General features: G+C 68.5%; 1 protein-coding gene. It reads left to right on the top strand.

The window, feature by feature from the left end; genetic code table 11:
* Positions 1-121 precede the first annotated feature (121 nt).
* Positions 122-1,501 carry an IS1380 family transposase gene (locus DQ384_RS40155; RefSeq protein ID WP_245967105.1) on the top strand — a complete coding sequence of 460 codons (1,380 nt, stop codon included), beginning with the start codon at positions 122-124 and terminating at the stop codon, positions 1,499-1,501.
* Positions 1,502-1,659: the final 158 nt, after the last annotated feature.

The following is a 1,659-nucleotide window of genomic DNA, read 5'->3' as shown; positions in this document are numbered from 1 at the left end:
CCTCGCGCTTTCGTCGAGGTGACGGCCTTGGTTGATCGTTTAGAAGCGAAAAGTGCCCTGAACTGGGAGGATTGGACTTGCTGAGGATCCTGTCCGCACCAGTTCGAAAGGCACTTTTCGAGTGCAGCTTATCGGTCGCCGATCCAAGATCGTTGTGTCTACGGACGGCAAGGGATTGATCAGCCAGGCCGGCGGCCTGCTGCTGATGGAAACGCTGAGAGTGACCGGCCTGGGCACGAGCCTGTCGCAGGCGCTGGAGCGGTGGCGCCCACCGCGGGCAGTGCATGATCCCGGGAAGATCGTGGCAGATCTGGCCATGACACTGGCGCTTGGCGGGGACTGCCTGGCCGACATCGCGGTGTTGCGGTCCTCACCGGAGTTGTTCGGGCCGGTGGCCTCCGACCCCACGGTGTCCCGCCTGGTCACCACCCTGGCCGCCGCGGGGCCCACGGCGTTGCGGGCGATCCGCGCCGCTCGGGCGGCGGCACGGGCCAGGGCATGGGCCCTGGCGGGTGAGCGGGCTCCCGGGGCAGACGGCACGCTGATCCCGGTGGACTTGGACGCGACCATCGTGATCGCGCATTCCGACAAACAGCAGGCGGCTCCGACCTGGAAACGCACCTACGGCTTCCACCCGATGACCGCGTTCATCGACCACGGCCAGGACGGGACCGGGGAGGCCGCCGCCTTGCTGCTGCGAGCGGGGAACGCCGGATCCAACACCGCCGACGATCACATCACCGCCGGACGACTCGCCCTCAACCAGATACCGGCCCACCTGCACAAACAGGTCCTGATCCGGACCGATTCAGGGGGCGGCACCCGCGCCTTCCTCACCTGGGTGAGTTCCCGGCGCCTGAAGTACTCCATCGGGTTCAACCTCACCGACGACATCTGCGCCGCGATCGGTGCCCTGCCCACCGATGTGTGGGAGGTCGCCTACGACGCCGACCGGCAACCCCGCGCCGGCGCGTGGGTCGCCGAACTCACCGGCATGCTCGATCTGTCGTCCTGGCCCAAGGGCATGAGGGTCATCGTCCGCAAGGAGCGCCCCCACCCCGGCGCGCAGCTGCGCTTCACCGACATCGACGGACACCGCTTCACCTGCTTTGTCACCGGCACCCGGCCCGGCGGTGGCCGCGGCCAGCTCGCCGACCTGGAACTACGCCACCGCCGCCGGGCCCGCTGCGAGGACCGCATCCGCTGCGCCAAAGACACCGGGCTGCGCAACCTGCCACTGCACCGATCCGCTCAAAACCAGATCTGGTGCGAGCTGGTCGCCCTGGCCTGCGAGCTGACCGCCTGGATGCAGATGCTCGCCATCGATGGCCACCCGGCCCGCCGCTGGGAACCCAAACGCCTGCGGCTGCGCGTTTTCTCCGCTGCGGGCCGCCTGGTCCAAGGCGGTAGACGCCTACGGCTGCGTCTGTCCCACCGCTGGAAGTGGGCCGGCCTGATCGCCACCGCGATCACCCGCCTGCAAACCCTTCCAGCGCCTTGACCAGCACCAACCCGTCCCGACAACCCTGGAAGGAGACCACCCGGGCCCGTGGAACCCCGCCACCCGACGCGACAGTCGGACCACGAGCATGGCCACCCGCGAAAACAAGGTCGGGTGCGGTCGCTACGCGACCAGAGCCCACTCATGAAAGATCGAGG

The organism is Sphaerisporangium album, from assembly GCF_003323745.1.
GTDB lineage: Bacteria > Actinomycetota > Actinomycetes > Streptosporangiales > Streptosporangiaceae > Sphaerisporangium > Sphaerisporangium album.
Note: the sequence above shows the minus strand (reverse complement) of the source record. Positions and strands in the feature narration are given on the sequence as shown.